At 70.3% G+C, this 15,922-nt stretch carries 13 protein-coding genes and 1 pseudogene; 5 read left to right on the forward strand and 9 right to left on the reverse strand.

The genetic code is table 11. From position 1 onward, the window contains the following. Window positions 1–5 precede the first annotated feature (5 nt). Entirely contained in the window at window positions 6–773 is a 768-nt protein-coding gene (locus HGG74_RS09285; protein WP_168486074.1) for a LysE family translocator, read from the reverse strand. A gap of 110 nt (window positions 774–883) precedes the next feature. Between HGG74_RS09285 and HGG74_RS09290 the strand changes: the two genes are divergently transcribed. Both HGG74_RS09290 and HGG74_RS09295 read left to right on the forward strand, forming a co-directional pair. Further along, window positions 884–1,333: an Lrp/AsnC family transcriptional regulator gene (locus HGG74_RS09290; RefSeq protein WP_168486075.1), complete on the forward strand. Its 450-nt coding sequence runs from the start codon at window positions 884–886 to the stop codon at window positions 1,331–1,333. 86 nt (window positions 1,334–1,419) lie between these two features. Beyond that, window positions 1,420–1,812 (forward strand): cupin domain-containing protein, encoded by a 393-nt coding sequence (locus HGG74_RS09295; protein ID WP_168486076.1) that lies wholly within the window; start codon window positions 1,420–1,422, stop codon window positions 1,810–1,812. On the opposite strand, the gene HGG74_RS09300 is transcribed toward HGG74_RS09295, so the two are convergent. Both HGG74_RS09300 and HGG74_RS09305 read right to left on the reverse strand, forming a co-directional pair. Continuing rightward, window positions 1,809–2,651: an amino acid-binding protein gene (locus HGG74_RS09300; RefSeq protein ID WP_168486077.1), complete on the reverse strand. Its 843-nt coding sequence runs from the start codon at window positions 2,649–2,651 to the stop codon at window positions 1,809–1,811. The two genes, HGG74_RS09295 and HGG74_RS09300, sit on opposite strands and share 4 nt — an antisense overlap. 73 nt (window positions 2,652–2,724) lie before the next feature. After that, a complete protein-coding gene (locus HGG74_RS09305; protein ID WP_168486078.1) occupies window positions 2,725–4,275 on the reverse strand; it encodes a PucR family transcriptional regulator in 1,551 nt (516 codons plus the stop codon). Between the two features lie 121 nt (window positions 4,276–4,396). On the opposite strand from HGG74_RS09305, the gene HGG74_RS09310 reads away from it, so the two are divergent. Then, window positions 4,397–5,677: a Glu/Leu/Phe/Val family dehydrogenase gene (locus tag HGG74_RS09310; RefSeq protein ID WP_168486079.1), complete on the forward strand. Its 1,281-nt coding sequence runs from the start codon at window positions 4,397–4,399 to the stop codon at window positions 5,675–5,677. A 66-nt stretch (window positions 5,678–5,743) separates the two neighbouring features. On the opposite strand, the gene HGG74_RS09315 is transcribed toward HGG74_RS09310, so the two are convergent. Together HGG74_RS09315 and HGG74_RS09320 are read right to left on the reverse strand one after the other, a co-directional pair. Next, window positions 5,744–6,667, reverse strand: a complete 924-nt coding sequence (locus tag HGG74_RS09315; RefSeq protein WP_168486080.1) for a LysR family transcriptional regulator — start codon at window positions 6,665–6,667, stop codon at window positions 5,744–5,746. A gap of 9 nt (window positions 6,668–6,676) precedes the next feature. Further along, window positions 6,677–6,880, reverse strand: a complete 204-nt coding sequence (locus HGG74_RS09320) for a hypothetical protein (RefSeq protein ID WP_168486081.1) — start codon at window positions 6,878–6,880, stop codon at window positions 6,677–6,679. Between HGG74_RS09320 and HGG74_RS09325 the strand changes: the two genes are divergently transcribed. After that, complete coding sequence (locus HGG74_RS09325; RefSeq protein ID WP_312856799.1) at window positions 6,873–10,436, forward strand: proline dehydrogenase family protein; 3,564 nt, start codon at window positions 6,873–6,875, stop codon at window positions 10,434–10,436. The genes HGG74_RS09320 and HGG74_RS09325 overlap by 8 nt on opposite strands. A 79-nt stretch (window positions 10,437–10,515) precedes the next feature. On the opposite strand, the gene HGG74_RS09330 is transcribed toward HGG74_RS09325, so the two are convergent. The 4 genes from HGG74_RS09330 to HGG74_RS09345 all read right to left on the reverse strand — a co-directional run bounded on the left by HGG74_RS09330 (window position 10,516) and on the right by HGG74_RS09345 (window position 15,344). Next, the gene (locus HGG74_RS09330) at window positions 10,516–11,892 is read right to left on the reverse strand and encodes a flavin monoamine oxidase family protein (RefSeq protein WP_168486082.1); all 1,377 of its coding nucleotides are present in this window, start codon (window positions 11,890–11,892) and stop codon (window positions 10,516–10,518) included. A 164-nt stretch (window positions 11,893–12,056) separates the two neighbouring features. Next, complete coding sequence (locus HGG74_RS09335) at window positions 12,057–13,175, reverse strand: class I SAM-dependent methyltransferase (RefSeq protein ID WP_246262783.1); 1,119 nt, start codon at window positions 13,173–13,175, stop codon at window positions 12,057–12,059. 18 nt (window positions 13,176–13,193) lie between these two features. Then, window positions 13,194–13,568 (reverse strand): hypothetical protein, encoded by a 375-nt coding sequence (locus tag HGG74_RS09340; protein ID WP_168486083.1) that lies wholly within the window; start codon window positions 13,566–13,568, stop codon window positions 13,194–13,196. Window positions 13,569–13,712: 144 nt separating this feature from the next. Further along, window positions 13,713–15,344, reverse strand: coding sequence for a LuxR C-terminal-related transcriptional regulator (locus HGG74_RS09345; RefSeq protein WP_168486084.1), 1,632 nt, complete (start codon window positions 15,342–15,344; stop codon window positions 13,713–13,715). Between the two features lie 276 nt (window positions 15,345–15,620). Between HGG74_RS09345 and HGG74_RS09350 the strand changes: the two are divergent. Then, window positions 15,621–15,922: pseudogene (locus HGG74_RS09350) on the forward strand (hypothetical protein); the annotation flags it as partial.

The following is a 15,922-nucleotide window of genomic DNA, read 5'->3' on the forward strand; positions in this document are numbered from 1 at the left end:
GACGCCTAAAGCAGGGCGGGCAGCTGCTCGGCCAGCAGCACCGCTCCGAGGCCGATCATGATGATCCCGCTGGCCAGGGTTACCACGCGCGCCGCGGCCGGACGGGAGCGCAGCAGCCGGCGGGCGCCGAGGGCGACGCCGCTGTAGACCACCGCGGAGACCAGCAGGTGGGACAGCCCGAAGATCCCGGTCTGTACCGGTACCGGCAGCGGGCCGGCGCCGATGAACTGGGGGATCAGGGCCAGGTAGAGCAGCAGCGCCTTCGGGTTTGTGCCGCTGGTGCCCAGCCCGCGCAGGAAGTTCCGCCGGTCTGCCGCCCGGTTCCTGCTGCCGGTACCCTCCGGCTCCGCTGGAAGGGCATCGTTCGCCGGAAGGGCGGCGCCGGCCGGAAGGCTGCCCTGCGCCGCTGCGCCGGCCATGGCCGGCACCCGGGCCGGTGAGGCCGGTACGGTGGCCGGAGCCTCGGCGGCAGGAGTCCCGGTGAACCGGGCGGCACGCCAGGACCGCGCCGTGGCGACCCCGAGCCAGAGCAGGTAGCCGGCGCCGATCACGCTCAGCCAGGCCAGCAGCTGCGGCCGGCCGGCCACCAAGGCTGCGACTCCGGCCACCACCAGCAGCGTGTGCATCAGGTAGCCGGCGCACAGGCCGGCGACGGCGGGGGCGATCCGGTGCTTGCCCAGCCCGGCGGCAATGCAGTAGGCCCAGTCGGCACCGGGGGTGCAGGCCAAGGCAATGGAGACGGTGGCGAAACCGAGGATTGACTGGGCGTCCATGGCACTCCTGCTCGAGGGGATTGGCGGCTACGGCCAACGCTAGTGAAATCCCCGCGAAAAGTGCTCACTGTATTTTCTGCCCACGCTGCCCTAAGGAGTAAGGTTTTTGCGTGGTTGACGGAATTGACCGAACTATTTTGCGCAAGCTGCAGCACGACGGGCGAATGACTGCCACTGCGCTCGCCGGCGAGGTGGGCTTGACCGTGGCCCCGTGCCACCGCCGGCTGCGGGACCTGGAATCCGCGGGCGTGATCCGCGGCTACCGGGCGGACATCGATCCGGCCAAGGTAGGGCTCGGCTTCGAGGCGCTGGTGTTCGTCACGCTCAAGGACCGCCAGAGCCTGGGCCCGTTCGAGGCGGCAGTGGTGGAGATCCCGCGGATCACCGAGGCCCTGCGGCTCTTCGGCGAGCCGGATTTCCTGCTCAAGGTCATTGCCGAGGACCTGCCGTCCTACCAGCGGTTCTACGACGAGGTGCTGGTGGGGCTGCCCGGGGTGGAGAAGCTGAATTCGACCATCGTGATGCGCAATCTCAAGGGCACCGGCGGCCTGCCGCTCTGACCTTTCCTGCCCCCTCGACAACCGCTGCCGGCAGGAGCAACGTGGAAAGTGTCCAGTCAAAAACCACGTGGAAAGAGGCCAAGGCCATGTCTGCCTTCACGGTCAGCCAACTGCAGGTCAAGTCCTACGACGCCCCTGACGAGCAGCGCCGTCCGGACAAGACGGCGGTGGACATCCTCAATCTCGGCGATTACACGCTGGGGCGGTTCACCTTCGAGCCGGGCTGGCGATGGTCCGAGTGCATCAAGCCGGTGGTCAACACCGAATCCTGCCAGAACAATCACGTCGGCTACTGCATTTCCGGCAGCATCGAGGTCGAAATGTCCGACGGCACCCGCACCACCATCAAGGCCGGCGACTCCTACACCATCCCGGCCGGACACGACGCCCGGGTGGTGGGTGACGAACCGTTCCGCGGCATCGAGTTCCTCAGCGCCGCCAGCTTCGCCAAGAGCAGCGGGGAAGGGGTGACGCGCTAGCCGGCCGTGGCCGGGCCCGCGGAGCGCCGGAGTTCGATCGCCTCGGCCAGTTCGGCCAGCCGGTGGGCGCGGGCGGACTCGGCCGGGGTGAACGGCTCCCCGGGCCGGGAGAAGAGCAGCACGCCCTGCCGGACCGAGGGAAGTTTGAGCACCGTGCCGTCCGCGGGCGGCTGCCATCCGGCGGCCTCCTCGACGTGCACGGCGCGCAGGAGGGTGGCGACGGCGTGCGGCAGTTCGGCCGGGTCGCCGGCCACCCGCGCGGCCAGGCCGAGTGCCCGGGTCTGGCCGTCCGCCAGCGCCACCGGCGTCGTCCGCCAGGCCCGCGGGTTGCGGCCGCTGCCGGCCTCCAGCGCCTGCAGCAGCTCCCGCTCGGTCAGTCCGGCCGGCGTGGCCAGGACCAGCTCGTCCAGGACCCCGTCGGCTACCGGGTGGACGTGGATGCTGAGGATGTTCGCATCCAGGCAGGAGAGCGCATGCGTCACCCGCTCCAGTGCGCCGGGCCGGTCCTGCACGATGGTGCGCACGCGCCAGAGCGCTGGGGCGGCTTCGATCCGGCGCCGCCGCTTCAGCAGGGGTGCATGCAGCCAGCGGCGCAGCAGCTTGGTGGCCGAGGGCTCGGCCACCCAGATGGCCAGCACGGTGGCGGCCACCGTGAGGATCAGGACCTTGAGCACGTAGGGCAGGTGCGCCTGGACGACGGCGGCATGCACCAGCAGTTCGATGGGCAGCATGGCCGCGATGTTGGCGGCGGTCAGCCTGGCCTTGGGTGGTTCGGGGGCCTGGCCGCAGCCATCACAGGCCAGTTCGGCGGGGGCTTCCCTGCGGGGTGTGCGTCTCATGGCCCCAGCCTGTCCGGTCCCTGTTTCGCAGCTGTTGCCTTGGCGTCACGGCTGCGAAAAGCTTTTCTTCTGTTCAGGAGTGCCCCCCTGAGTGCCCCAATCCCTGCAGGATGCGCAGCGCGATCCACAGGTCGGCGCGCAGTTGCGGCTCCTCCAGGGACCTGCCCAGGCACTGCTCGATCAGGCCCAGCCGCTGGATCAGGGTATTGCGGTGGATGTCCAGCTCCTCGGCGGTCCGGCGGCGGTTGCCGTTGTGGGCCAGGAACGCCTGCAGGGTCTGCAGCAGCCGTGCGGCGGGCGAATCCGCTGCCTGCAGCGGGCCGAGCAGCTCTGCCGCGTAGGCCCGCGCGGTGTCCTCGGGCAGCAGTCGGGCGATGCCGGCGGAGACCAGGGTGTCCCAGTGCACCGTGTGCACGCTGCCGCCGGCACGGGCCAGCGCTTCCCTGGCCTCGACGTCGCTGGCGCCGGCCTCGGCGAAAGGTTTCCGGCCGCCGACACCGGTCTGCGCACCGCAGGTCTGCAGCAGGCCAACCACCTGTTCGATCCGCGCCGGACTGTCCTCGACCAGCAGTTGCAGGAACGCCGTCCCCTCGCCGGCCGGCTCGACGGCGCCCATCAGCAGCCGGCGCCGCGGCTGCCGGATGAGCCCCTCGAGCAGGCGGGAAGCTTCCTCCAGCTGCTCGGGTGTGCCGCCGGCGCGCAGCACGCGCACCCGCTGGGCGGCGGAGCGCCAGCGGGTTTCGCCGGCGATCGAGATCAGCGCGTTGCAGGAGCGCAGGTCGCCGTTGAGCGCCAGGGCCAGGGCGCCGGCACGGATTTTCCGGTGGATCAGCGCCTGCTCGGTGAGCCGCTCGGTGTGCAGCGACAGCAGCGCCACCGACGTCGTAATGGCACCCCTGGCCGCCCCGTCCAGCGGGTGCGGCGAGACGACGGCCAGGTAGCTGTGCGGAATGCTGCGCAGGCCGAGCGGGTGGATGACAGTGCTGCCGGCCGGGCCGGAGTCGCTCACCGACCCGCGCATGCGGGCCGGGCGGATGCGCCGGATGAGGCCGGCGACGGCGGCGGCGTCCATGCCGCCGTCGTCGGTCCGCAGCACGGGTTCGCCGTCGGGGCCGAAGATGGCCACCTGGCTGTCCGCGATCAGCGAGGCCAGCCGGCGGATCACCCCGGCTCTGCCGTCCGGCTCGGTGGCCGCCTTGGTCAGCGCACGCTGGGTGGCCAGCATGGATTCGGCGGCCGATCGCTCCTGGGCCACCTGCTCATTGGCCACGGCTTTGATGATGTCCAGGAATGGCGTCGCCTCCGGCACGGCGAAGACCGGCAGCCTGGCCTGTTCGGCGGCCGCCAGCAGGTCCTCTGGAACGTCGGGATGGAAGAGCTCGACGGCGAAGCCCAGCGCCACGACCCCGCGCCCGGCCAGCCTGCCGACATAGGTATCCCACGCCGCGCGGTCGCGGGGGGCATTGATGCCGGTGGTCAGCAGGATCTCGCCGCCGGTGAGGTAGGCGGTCGGATCGAGCAGCTCGCTGACGGCTGCCCAGCGCACCGGGGCCTGGAGGTTTCCGCCCACGCGCAGTTCCAGCATCAGCCGAGGGATGCCCAGGATCTGCTCGACGGTGATCATTCTGACATCTTTGCACATTTGCTATTCCGGAATATCAATGATGCACATGGCACCAGGTGGGCCGCCCGGCTACGCTGGCTCCGTTCGACCACGAACTCAGACTCGCAATGAAGGGAGCGCCATGAGTTTGCTTACCGCCGGGGAAGCACCGGCCACAGAAGTTTCGAATCCGCTGGAGGAGGCCAGGGCTCAGCTGGCCGCGGCCGTGGGAGTGCTCGGCTACGGGGAGGGGCTGCATAAGCTGCTGGCCACCCCGCGCCGGGAGTTGACGGTGGGGATCCCGCTGCGCCGGGACGACGGAACCACCGAGGTGCTCACCGGGTACCGGGTCCAGCACAACTTCTCCCGCGGCCCGGCCAAGGGCGGGCTGCGCTATGCCCCGAACGTGGACCTGGACGAGGTCCGGGCCCTGGCCATGTGGATGACCTGGAAGTGCTCGCTGCTGGACCTGCCCTACGGCGGGGCCAAGGGCGGGATCACCATCGACCCCCGCCGCTACTCCCAGGCCGAACTCGAGCGGGTCACCCGGCGCTACACCAGTGAGATCCTGCCGATCATCGGTCCCGAGCGTGACATCCCGGCCCCGGACATCGGCACCGACGAGCGGACCATGGCCTGGATGATGGACACCTACTCGGTCAACGTCGGCTACACCGTCCCGGCGGTGGTCACCGGCAAGCCGGTCTCGGTCGGCGGGTCCCTGGGCCGGGCCTCGGCCACCTCCAAGGGCGTGGTGACCATCGCCCTGGCTGCCCTGGCCCACCGCGGGCTGAAGCCTTCGGCGACGACGGCGGCCGTGCAGGGCTTCGGCAAGGTCGGCGCCGGGGCCGCGAGGTTCCTGGCCGAGGCCGGGGTGAAGGTCACGGCGGTGGCGGACCAGTACGGGGCCGTGCACCACGGCGCCGGGCTGGACATTCCGGCGCTACAGGAGCACGTGGCCGCCACCGGCTCGGTCGTCGGCTTTGCCGGCTCCGAGCCGCTGCCGGCCGGCGAACTGCTGGAACTGGACGTGGACCTGCTTATTCCCGCCGCCGTGGAGGGCGTGCTCAACGAGGCCAATGCCCACCGGATCAGGGCGCAGGTCATTGTCGAGGGCGCCAACGGGCCCACCACCGCCGCCGCGGACAAGGTCTTCACCGAGGCCGGGAAGCTGGTCGTCCCGGACATCCTGGCCAACGCCGGCGGCGTGGTCGTCTCCTACTTCGAATGGGTCCAGGGCAACCACGCCTACTGGTGGACCGCAGCCGAGGTCGACCAGCGGCTTCAGGCCCGCATGCTCCAGGCCTGGGACGGGGTCGTGGCCACCGCGGCCGAGCGCAGGCTGAGCCTGCGCGAGGCCGCCACCGTCACCGCCGTCCAGCGCGTGGCCGAAGCCCACCAGATCCGCGGCCTCTACCCGTAAGGCCCAAGGGCCAGCACACCGCACGGCGGTGCCGCCCCGGCAGGGGGCGGCACCGCCGTTTTGGTGCTACTGCGCAGCGGCCCCGAGTGCTGCCGCTTCGGTCTCCAGCGCCTGCCGGACCGCCGCGATGGCCGGGTGCCGGGCGCTGGAGCGGCGCATGGCGGTGAAGATGGTGCGCTGCGGCTGGCCGGCCAGGTCCACCAGCCGGGCGGCCTGCTGGCGGTGCGCCCAGACCAGCTGCGGCAGCAAGGCCACGGCATTGCCCGATTCCACCAGGCGCACGTGCGCCTGCAGGTCCGGGGTCTCGAAGCGCACGTCCGGCTCGAAGCCGGCCGAGCGGCAGGCCTGCTCGGCCCAGTGCCGCGAGGCCGCCCCGTGCGGTTCCATCACCCACGGCAGCCCCGCCGCGTCCGCCAGGGCGCGGACCCGGCGGAAGTCCTCCGGCGCATCCGACAGATCCGCGGGGACGGCCAGCCGGATATCGTCGCGGGTCAGGAGCTGACGGTCCAGGCCCGCATAATGCGGTGCGGCATGCCCGGGATACTGTTCGGCGACCACCAGGTCGAAGTTCCGCGCCCAGGTCTCGTGCAGCGCGGTCTCGGGTTCGTGCTGGACCAGCTCCACCCGCACCTGCGGATGGCTCTCGCGCAGGGTGCGCATCATGTTCGGCATCAGGGCCAGCGCCGCGGTCTGGAAGACGGCCAGGCGCACGGTGCCGGAAACCACCGGCTGGGCGGCCGCCAGTGCCGCCTCGGCCCGTTCCATAGAGTCCAGCACCTCGCCGGTATGCATCACCAGGGCCTGCGCCTGCGCGGTGAGCTGCAGCCGCCGCCCGCTCTTGCGCAGCAGTTCCGTGCCCGCCTCGCGCTCGAGCAGGGACAGCTGCTGGGACACGGAGGAGGGACTGTAGCTCAGGGCCGCGGCGACGCTGGCGATGGTGCCGCGGATGCTCAGTTCGCGCAGCAGCCGGAGCCGGTGGAGGTCAAGCACGGAAGGTCCTTAATCCAGTTCAATTACCGTTCGGTTTACCCGAACCTTATCCTTCGGAAAACAACGCTTTTCCTTAACTTCACCCGGCTGCATACTGAAAATCAAGTCGGCAAAACCGGCCTCCACCATCTCGAGCCACTCCGCTTCCGGCGAGCCCTGCCGGGTTGCTGGCTGTTTGTGTTTTACCCATGCAAGGAGTACAACCGTGACCATTTCCTCCATCGAGGCCGCCGGGCGTCTCCGGCCCCAGGACCTGGCCGGCGACGCCGTGGCCCTGGTCCGCCGCTGGCTTACCGAGGGTGCCAAGGTGCCCGTGGATGCTTCCGCCGCGCAGCTGGCCGGTGTGCTGCAGGACCCGAACGGGCTGGAGTTCACGGTCGGCTTCGTCGACGGCGTCGTCCGTCCCGAGGACCTGGCGGTTGCGGCCCGCAACCTCAAGGCCCTGGCGCCGAAGGTGCCGGCCTTCCTGCCCTGGTACATGAAGTCCGCGGTCGCCGCCGGCGGCGCGCTCGCCCCGGTGCTGCCCGGCGTGGTCATCCCGGCCGCGCGCAAGGTCCTGCGCGAGATGGTCGGCCACCTGATCGTCGACGCGACCGATGCCAAGCTCGGCCGCTCCATCGCGAAGATCAAGAAGGACGGCGTCCGCCTGAACGTGAACCTGCTCGGCGAGGCCATCCTCGGCGAGGGCGAAGCCTCCCGCCGGCTCGAGGGCACCCGGCGGCTGCTGGCCCGCGACGACGTCGACTATGTCTCCATCAAGGTTTCCTCCACCGTCGCCCCGCACAACCACTGGGCCTTCGACGAAGCGGTGGGGCACATCATTGAGAAGCTGGCCCCGCTCTACCGGCTGGCCGCCTCCACCTCCCCGCGCAAGTTCATCAACCTGGACATGGAGGAGTACAAGGACCTCGACCTGACCATCGCCGTCTTCACGCGCCTGCTCGAGCGCGAGGAGTTCCGGAACCTGGAGGCCGGGATCGTGCTCCAGGCCTACCTGCCGGACGCCCTGGCCGCGATGATCCGGCTGCAGGAATGGGCCGCCGCCCGCACCGCCGCCGGCGGCGCCCCGATCAAGGTCCGCGTGGTCAAGGGCGCGAACCTGCCGATGGAGCAGGTCGACGCCGACCTGCACGGCTGGCCGCTGGCCACCTGGGGGTCCAAGCTGGAATCGGACGCCTCCTACAAGGCCGTGCTGGATTACGCCCTCACTCCCGCGCATACCGCCAACGTGCGCATCGGCGTGGCCGGGCACAACCTCTTCGACCTGGCCCTGGCCCACCTGCTGGCCGAGTCCCGCGGCGTGGACCGGACCACCGGAGCGATCGAGTTCGAAATGCTGCTGGGCATGGCCACCGGCCAGGCCGAAGCCGTGAAGAAGGACGTCGGCTCGCTGCTGCTCTACACCCCGGTGGTGCACCCGCAGGAATTCGACGTGGCGATCGCCTACCTGATCCGCCGCCTCGAGGAAGGCGCCAGCCAGGAGAACTTCATGTCCGCCGTCTTCGAGCTGGACAAGAACGAGGCGCTCTTCGAACGCGAGAAGAACCGCTTCCTGGCCTCCCTCGCCGCGCTCCCGGCCGAGGTGCCCGGCCCCAACCGCATCCAGGACCGCAGCCGGTTCGACGCCGCCGCGGCTGCGGACGAGGCCGTGCGCCGCGCCGCGCTCTCCGGCCAAACGGGCGGACCGGCCGGCTACGGCGGCCCGGAGGCCAGCTTCGAGAACACCCCGGACACCGACCCGGACCTGCCGGCCAACCGCGCCTGGGGTCGGGCCATCCTCGAGCGCGTGCCGTCCTCCACCCTGGGCCAGGCCACCGCCGAGTCGCACGAGCTCTCCACCGAGGCCGAACTGGAGGCGGTCATCAACACCGCCCTCGCCCGCGGCACCGCCTGGGGCGCCCTGACCGGCGCCGAGCGTGCGGCAGTGCTCCACCGCGCCGGCGTGCGCCTGGCGGCCCGCCGCGCCGAACTGCTCGAGGTCATGGCCTCCGAGTGCGGCAAGACACTGGACCAGGGCGACCCGGAGGTCTCCGAGGCCATCGACTTCGCCCACTACTACGCCGAACTGGCCAAGCAGCTCGACGCCGTCGACGGCGCCGAATTCGTCCCCGCGAAGCTGACCGTGGTCACCCCGCCGTGGAACTTCCCGGTGGCCATCCCCGCCGGCTCCGCCCTCGCGGCCCTGGCCGCCGGGTCCGCCGTCGTGATCAAGCCCGCGAAGCAGGCCCGCCGCTCCGGCGCCGTCATGGTCGAAGCCCTCTGGGAGGCCTTCGACGAGGCAGGCATCGACCGCGACGTGCTGCAGTACGTGCAGCTGTCCGAGCGCGACCTGGGCAGGCAGCTGGTCTCCCACCCCGCCGTGGACCGTCTCATCCTCACCGGCGGCTACGAGACCGCGGAGCTGTTCCGCTCCTTCCGGCCGGACCTGCCGCTGCTGGCCGAGACCTCCGGCAAGAACGCCATCATCGTCACCCCCAGCGCCGACCTGGACCTGGCCGCCCGGGACGTGGTGCAGTCGGCCTTCGGGCACGCCGGGCAGAAGTGCTCCGCGGCCTCGCTGGTCATCCTGGTCGGTTCCGTCGCCGCGTCCCGGCGCTTCCACCACCAGCTGGTCGATGCAGTCCGCTCGCTCAAGGTCGGCTACCCGGTGGACCCGCAGACCCAGATGGGTCCGGTCATCGAGCCGGCCGCCGGCAAGCTGCTCTCCGGGCTGACCACGCTCGGCGAGGGTGAGCACTGGGTGCTCGAACCGAAGCAGCTGGATGACACCGGGAAGCTGTGGAGCCCGGGCGTGCGCGCCGGCGTCAGGCGCGGCAGCGAGTACCACAAGACCGAATACTTCGGCCCGATCCTGGGCGTCATGACCGCCGAAACCCTCGAGGAAGCCGTCGGCATCGTCAACGACATCGACTACGGCCTGACCTCCGGGCTGCACTCGCTGGACGCGGGCGAACTGAAGTACTGGCTGGACAACGTCCAGGCCGGCAACCTCTACATCAACCGCGGCATCACCGGCGCCATCGTGCGCCGCCAGCCGTTCGGCGGCTGGAAGAAATCCGCCGTCGGTGCCGGTACCAAGGCCGGCGGCCCGAACTACCTGGTGGGTCTGGGCTCCTGGCAGGACGCACCGTTCGCGGCGGCACCGGCCGCCCCGGTGGACGGAGCGGCCCGCGGCCTGCTTCAGGCCGCCGAAAGGGTGCTCGGGGCGGCGGACCGCAGCTGGCTCGAGCAGGCACTGGCCTCCGACGCCGAAGCCTGGGCCGCCGAATTCGGTGTGGCGCGGGACGTGTCCGGACTGCACGCCGAGCGCAACGTCTTCCGCTACGCCCCCGTCCCGGCCACCATCCGCTACGAGGCCCCGACCTCCGGCCACGGCGTGGCCGAACTGCTGCGCGTTGTTGCCGCCGGCCTGACCGCCCGGGCCGGCCTGACCGTAAGCACCGCCGTTGCCCTCCCGGCCGCCGTCGAGCGCGCCCTGCGCACCGCCGGTGTGACGGCCGTGCTGGAGGACGACGCAGCCTGGGCCGCCCGCGCGAAGGCGCTGGCTGCCCGGACCGGGCCGGACTCCGGCGCCCGGATCCGCCTGATCGGCGGATCGGTCACCGCGACGGCCGAGGCCGCCGGCGGCAAGCCGGATGTGGCCATCTACGCCAACAGCGTCGTCGCAGCCGGCCGCGTGGAACTGCTGACCTTCCTGCGCGAACAGGCAGTCTCCATTACGGCGCACCGCTTCGGTACGCCGAACCACCTCTCCGACGCGCTCATCTAGGAGAGCAGTCCGCCAGCACAGACAACAGCGGCGCCGCCCCGTACCGGGGCGGCGCCGCTGCTGTTTATGGCCGCTGGACTCAGGACCGCGCGGCGGAGATGATCGCGGCCGCGGTGGCCTCGCCCACACGGATGGCGCCGTCCACGTGCTGGTAGCCCTCGGCCGCCAGATCGGAGCAGGACCAGTAGATCGGCCCGACCGGCTTGAGCTGGTCCTTGCCGTAGCGGTGCAGGCCGCCCAGGTCGTAGCTGGAGGCATAGGCGCCGCGGGTCCATTCCTCCGAGCCCCAGTCGGATTCGTAGTAGACCTCCGGGGTCAGCGCCTTCTCGCCCAGGTAGCTGGCGATCGAGGCGAGGATGGCTTCCCTGCGCTCCTCGGCGCTGAGCTCGAACACGGCGTCGGCCTTTTCATCCGAGACGAAGCCCACCAGGGTGCCGCGGCTGTCGCCGTGGTTGGTGTTGTCGTAGACCTCCTGGACCAGCGAAGCAGCCCCAAAGCCGGTGCCGGAGAGGCCCTCCTCGCGCCAGAACGGGGTCCCGTACACGGCGTGGACCTTGATCACCAGGCCCAGCGACTGGTGCTGGTGCATCTGGTGCTGCCGGCGCGGCAGCGGCGGCTCGTACCAGACGCGCGAGTACAGGTTCGGCGGCACGGCCATGATCGCGTAGCGGGCCTTGACCGTGACGGTGTCCGAGACGGCGGTGACGCCCTGGGCTGCAGAACCGTCTTCGCCCGGCCAGCGCAGGGTGCGCACCGGGGAGTTGAGGAAGACATTGCCGCCCAGCTCCTCGGCCAGCCGCTGCGAAACCTGCTGCATGCCGCCGACCACGCGCTTGTCCAGGATGAAGCCGTCGTCCACCAGGTTGGAGAAGGAACCGGCCGAGGCGGCCATCAGCACCGCCTGCAGGACGGAGAAGGAGTGGGCCGGCTTGGTGAGCATGCCGCCGGCGACGAACAGCCCGATATTGTTGCAGGCCTCCTCGTCGGCGGACTGCTGGCGCAGCCAGTGGTGGAAGGAGATGGTGTCCAGCTCGCGGGCGCGCGGATGGGCCCACGGCTCGGTCGCGCCGATCTCTGCGGCCAGCTTGTCCAGGGACTCGATCAGCTTGTTCATTTCCCGCTCGGTCTCCTCGCTGACCGGGAACATTTCCCCGGTGTAGCGGGTGCGCCTGCCCTGCGGATCGATGTAGACGGACTCGCCGTCGCGGTAGCGGGAGAAGGTCTCCAGCCCCAGCCGGTCCAGCGTGCGCAGCAGGGCGGTCTGGTCGGGCGAAACCCACTGGCCGCCGATTTCCAGCATGGCGCCGTCAACGACGTCGGTCCAGGTGCGTCCGCCGACCCGGTCCCGGGCCTCCAGCACGGCCACGCTCAGGCCGGCCCGCTGCAGTTCGGTGGCGGCGGTCAGGCCGGAGGGGCCGGCTCCGATGACGACGACGTCGCGTTCGAGGTGTTCCACTTGTTTCCTTTCGCGGACCCGGGTGCGGGCCCCTAAATGAAACTAATTCATTTATCGTCAATAAGTGTAACCCCAGCCACAGGATTAAGGAAAGGGGCGCGTGCGGACACGGATAGGCCCGGCGGCCGCAAGGGGCCGCCGGGCCTATCCACGCCGGATGGCAGTTACTTCCTGGCGACGAAGTAGGAGTTGAACACGTCGGCCTCGACCTCCTTGGACTCAACGTTCCGGAAGCCGGCGTCGGCGAGCATGGACTGTGCCAGCTGTCCGCCCCAGACCGTGCCCAGCCCGTCGCCGCCGAGCCCAAGCGAAACGCTCATGCAATGGACGGTCGAGATCGCGTACAGGTAGCTTCCCCACGGCAGGTCGATATTGTCCTCCGCATTGCTGGATGCCTTGATGTCCACCATCAGGAACACCCCGTCGGGCCGCAGTGCCCGGTGGATGTTGCGCAGCACCGTGGCCGGGTGGGCCTGGTCGTGGATGGCGTCAAAGGCGGTGACCGCGTCGAAGCCGGCCTCGATGTCCAGCGTGGCCACGTCGAGGACCTCGAAGGAAGCGTTTGCCAGCCCCAGCCGTTCGGCTTCGGCGCGGGCTGCGCGGATGGCCTGCTCGGAGAAGTCGTAGCCGGTGAACCGGCTGGCGGGGTAGGCCTGGGCCATGAGGTTGATGGCGTGGCCATGGCCGCAGCCGATGTCCGCGACGTCGATCCCGTCCCGCAGCCGTTCGGTCAGGCCCGGCGCCAGCGGCAGGATGACCTCCAGCAGTGCGGCATCATGCACCGCGGCGCTGGTCTCGGCCATGTTCCGGTGGAAGAGCGGATAGTCGGTGTAGGACAGGCCGCCGCCGTGCCGGAACCGTTCGATGACCTTCTGCTCCACTTCGCCCATCATCGAGATGTGCTGCATCAGCAGGGCCACGTTGTTCGCTCCTGCAGCGCGGGTCAGTACTGCAGCATGCTCGCGTGGCAGCCGGTAGGTCCGGGTTTCCGGATCATAGCGGACCACGCGTGCCGCCGTCATGCCGCCGAGCCATTCGCGCACATAGCGCTCGTTCAAGTCGGCGGCATCGGCGATCTGCTCGCTGGTGGCGGGCGGCAGCCCGGCCAGCGTGTCGAAGAGCCCGGTCTGGTGCCCGATGCTGGTCAGCATGGCGATCGCTGCCTCGTTGAGGATGCCCAGGAAGCGTCCGGCAACGGCCTGCACGGCCGCGGCGTCCACCTGCCCCGTAGCGGATTCCTCGGTTTCGAGCTGCATCAGGGAGGTTTCCTGATCGATGGTCATGGTTTTTTCCTTCGGTGGTTACGGGCCTGTGCTGCCCGCGTGGTTTGACAGGAGGAGGTCGGCCCTACGGCGGGCACCGGGAGAACCAGGTGCCGTGCCGCCGGCCCTGTGCACCGGACGGTCCGGACGCGTGCCCCCGTGGCGCAGGTACATCGCCAGCATGAATCCGGTGGTGAGCAGGTAGAAGGCATGCAGCGCCCAGATGGGCCCGGCGGGCAGGCTGTAGACGTACACTGCGTGGACCAGGTTGCCGGTGTTGGCCAGCAGCAGGTTGCCCAGGCTGTAGGAGGCCAGGTCCCGGGTCCGCACGGCCTTGACGATCATGGGCATGACGCTGCCGGCGAAGATGACGGTGGAGACACCGCCGGCCAGGACCGCCAGGTCGATATCCATGACCGGTACTCCTTTGACGTCCGTTTGATATTGCACTTTCCACGCTACGGAGCAGGCGCAGTCGGGGCGTCGGGCGGAATACCCAATTTGCCGGCGGGGGAATGGCTCAAAGTATGCAGGCCCGTCCGCCGGATGCAGCAGCGGTTACCGGTGCGGGCGCAGGCCGTGCTCGTGCGCCCAGGCCGCGGCTGCGGTGCGCGAGGAGACGCCGAGCTTGGCGAAGATATTGGCCAGGTGCCGCCCGACAGTCTTCTGGCTGATGAACAGGGCCTCGGCCGTGTCCTTGTTGCTGGCTCCGGCGGCGATGAACCCGAGCACGTCCGCTTCGCGTTCGGTCAGCCCGCCGGGCGGCCGGCCGCCCTCGAGCCGCCGCACGTCCGGCAGGGCGCCCAGCTCGCGGTAGATGGCCAGCGCCGTCGCCGAATCCGCCGCGGCGACGTCGGGCTGGCCCAGCCCACGGTGCGCCTGGGCGAGCAGTTCATAGACCTTGGCCGTTTCGTAGCGGGCATGCAGGCTGCGGTATTCGCGGGCGGCGGCCCGCAGGACGGGCAGGGCTTCGGCATGCCTGGACTGCGCGAGCAGCACGGTGGCCCGCGCCTGCGCGGCCCAGGAACGGAAGCCGGCGGTGCCGAATGCGGCGGCGGTTTCTTCCAGCTGGCGGCACAGCTGTTCTGCCTCGTCCTGGAGTCCCAGGGCGAGGGCGATTTCGACGCCGGCCCCCAGCAGCCGCGCGCTGGCGACCCGGTCCCGCCCGGCCAGGGAGGCACGCAGGCCGGCCCACGCGGCGTCGTCCTTCCCGGCCGCGTGCTGCAGCAAGGCCTCGCCGGGCTGCGGGTCGAAGCCGAGGTCGCGGGCCCGCGCATAGGACTCGAGGGCGCCGTCCTTGTCCCCGCGCAGCCGCCGGATTTCGCCCAGCTGGTAGAAGGCTTCGCCCGCAACCCAGTTGTTCCGGCCCACCAGCTCGGTGCCGCTCTGCGCGATGGCATGTTCGGCGGCGTCCCAGCCGCCTTCGATGCTTTGCAGCTGCAGCCGGTGGATGCGGCAGATGCCCGAGTACACCACCTCGCCGGTGAACTGTTCGCACCATTGTTCCGTGGCTTGCGTCCAGGCCCGCATCCGCGGCAGGTCGGCCAGCGCATAACAGGCATGGATGACGGTGCAGTAGATCTCCCCGGCCCATTCGGCCGGCAGCTGGCCGGCGAGGACCGGCAGCATCGCCTCGTCCAGCTGGGCAAAGCCGGAGGCGGTGCTGCCGCCGAGCACGTCCACCAGGCCGGCGAGGGCCAGGCTCAGGGACGTCAGCGCCGGGGCGTGCAGGCGCTGTCCCAGATCCCGCAGCCTGGCCGCTGCCTCCCGTGCCGGTTCCAGGTCCGCCAGGTCCAGTGCGACCGCTTTGACGGTGGCATCGAGGTAGAGCAGGTAGCCGTGCTCGGGCCCTTCGGGCAGCTCCTGCAGGATCCGCCGGGCACGGTTGGTCCAGCCCGAAGCAATGACCAGGTCGCCGCGGATGAACCACACCAGCCCCAGGTTCAGCGCCGTCATGGCGGCGCTGGCGGCATCGCCGTCGTCCTGGAAACGCTGGTAGACCTCCTCGGAAATCGCCAGCGATTCCTTGACCCGCCCGAGCCACCAGGCTGCGCTGCCCAGGATGTTCAGGTCTGCGGTGGGCAGGTCCGCCAGCGTCCGGGCCTGGGTGAGCTGCCGGTGGGCGGCGTGCCAGTCCCCGCGGGCGTACGCCGCCCGTGCCGTGGTCAGCAGCTCGTTGAACTCGTCCATCGTTGGACCCCAACTTCAACGGTAGCGCCAAACGGCATCCGGCGTACAAACGACGTTGCAGGACACGCCCGGTTCCGGCGCGGAAATGGGCGTGTCCTGCAAAGCCGATGTGAAGTTGGGGTGCGCCGCTTCCCGTCCCGGAGCGCCCAGCCTTCCTCGATGGGCCTGGCCGGCCTTCTAAGTAAGTGTTGGGAAAGTGTCCTGCGGGTGGTTGACTCTGACAGCCGGAGGAGGTCTGGGGCACCATCTACTGGTACTTCCAGCGCTGGAACGCCGATGGCACGACCGGCCCGGTCCACGACGCGCTGCGCGGGGCGGTCCGGCAGCCGGCCGGACGGGAACCTGCGGCCCCGGCTTAGGGTCATCGACTCCCAGTCGGCCAAGGGCGCCGACACCGCCGGCCTGCTGGCCGTGGTGCTGGTGACCGCCGCCAGCCTGCAGGACCGCGACGGCGGACGCCGGGTCCTGGAGAAGACCCGGGCGAAAATGCCTTCCATCGTGCAGGTGTGGGCCGACGGCGGCTACGCCGGGCACTCTGGCGCAGTCTGCCCGGACCCTGCCGGGGATCACCCTGGAGA

The sequence above is a fragment of the Arthrobacter mobilis genome, assembly GCF_012395835.1.
In the GTDB taxonomy this organism is placed as follows: Bacteria; Actinomycetota; Actinomycetes; order Actinomycetales; family Micrococcaceae; genus Crystallibacter; species Crystallibacter mobilis.

Coding starts and splice junctions, on each gene's coding strand:
- HGG74_RS09285 (WP_168486074.1), bottom strand. CDS start 773: ATGGACGCCCAGTCAATCCTCGGTTTCGCCACCGTCTCCATTGCCTTG.
- HGG74_RS09295 (WP_168486076.1), top strand. CDS start 1,420: ATGTCTGCCTTCACGGTCAGCCAACTGCAGGTCAAGTCCTACGACGCC.
- HGG74_RS09300 (WP_168486077.1), bottom strand. CDS start 2,651: ATGAGACGCACACCCCGCAGGGAAGCCCCCGCCGAACTGGCCTGTGAT.
- HGG74_RS09305 (WP_168486078.1), bottom strand. CDS start 4,275: ATGATCACCGTCGAGCAGATCCTGGGCATCCCTCGGCTGATGCTGGAA.
- HGG74_RS09310 (WP_168486079.1), top strand. CDS start 4,397: ATGAGTTTGCTTACCGCCGGGGAAGCACCGGCCACAGAAGTTTCGAAT.
- HGG74_RS09320 (WP_168486081.1), bottom strand. CDS start 6,880: ATGGTCACGGTTGTACTCCTTGCATGGGTAAAACACAAACAGCCAGCA.
- HGG74_RS09335 (WP_246262783.1), bottom strand. CDS start 13,175: ATGACCATCGATCAGGAAACCTCCCTGATGCAGCTCGAAACCGAGGAA.
- HGG74_RS09340 (WP_168486083.1), bottom strand. CDS start 13,568: ATGGATATCGACCTGGCGGTCCTGGCCGGCGGTGTCTCCACCGTCATC.
- HGG74_RS09345 (WP_168486084.1), bottom strand. CDS start 15,344: ATGGACGAGTTCAACGAGCTGCTGACCACGGCACGGGCGGCGTACGCC.